The organism is Mesorhizobium sp. M7A.F.Ca.ET.027.03.2.1 (genome assembly GCF_003999175.1).
GTDB lineage: Bacteria > Pseudomonadota > Alphaproteobacteria > Rhizobiales > Rhizobiaceae > Mesorhizobium.
The window spans coordinates 1-580 of the sequence record NZ_RZOM01001789.1 but is presented as its reverse complement, the minus strand read 5'-3'; the positions used below and the strand labels follow the sequence as shown (position 1 = coordinate 580).

Sequence of the window (580 nt, the reverse complement as noted above, 5' to 3'; positions counted from 1 at the left end):
TCGCTGGCATCAAAGGTCCCCACTTTGCCGCCGTCTCGCAGAACCGTCACGCGCTCGGCTATCTCCATTACTTCATCGAGACGGTGGGATACGAACACCGTGCAAATGTCTCTGCTCTTAAGGTCTTTGACGACACTCAGCAGAGCATCCACCTCATGCCGGGTCAACGAGGCGGTGGGCTCGTCCATGATGACCAGCTTTGCGTCGGCGGCCATGGCACGGCAAATCGCAACCAGTTGCCGGTTTGCGATAGAGAGGTCCGACACCATCGTCTCCAGGTCGAGATTGACGTTGATGCGAGCCATCGCTTTCGCCGCAATGTCACTTATGCGGTTCCAATTCGCGAGCCGAGGCAAGCCCATGTGGCTGCCGATGGCGATGTTCTCAGCCACGGATAGGTTGGGAAAGAGGGAGAGATCCTGATAGATGACCTGGATGCCACTCTTAGTGGAATGAATGGGGTCCAAACGAGAATGTTCGCGACCCTCCAGAACGATGCGACCACCCGGATCGGGCGCCTGCACGCCAGCAATAATCTTGATCAGGGTGGATTTGCCCGAACCATTTTCGCCAACAAGAC

Annotated in this window: 1 protein-coding gene; it reads right to left on the bottom strand. The window is 56.7% G+C overall.

Translation table 11 applies throughout. The features are described 5' to 3' along the window. The coding region (locus EN750_RS38080; protein ID WP_145968375.1) for an ATP-binding cassette domain-containing protein at positions 1 to 580 on the bottom strand (580 nt) is incomplete at both ends.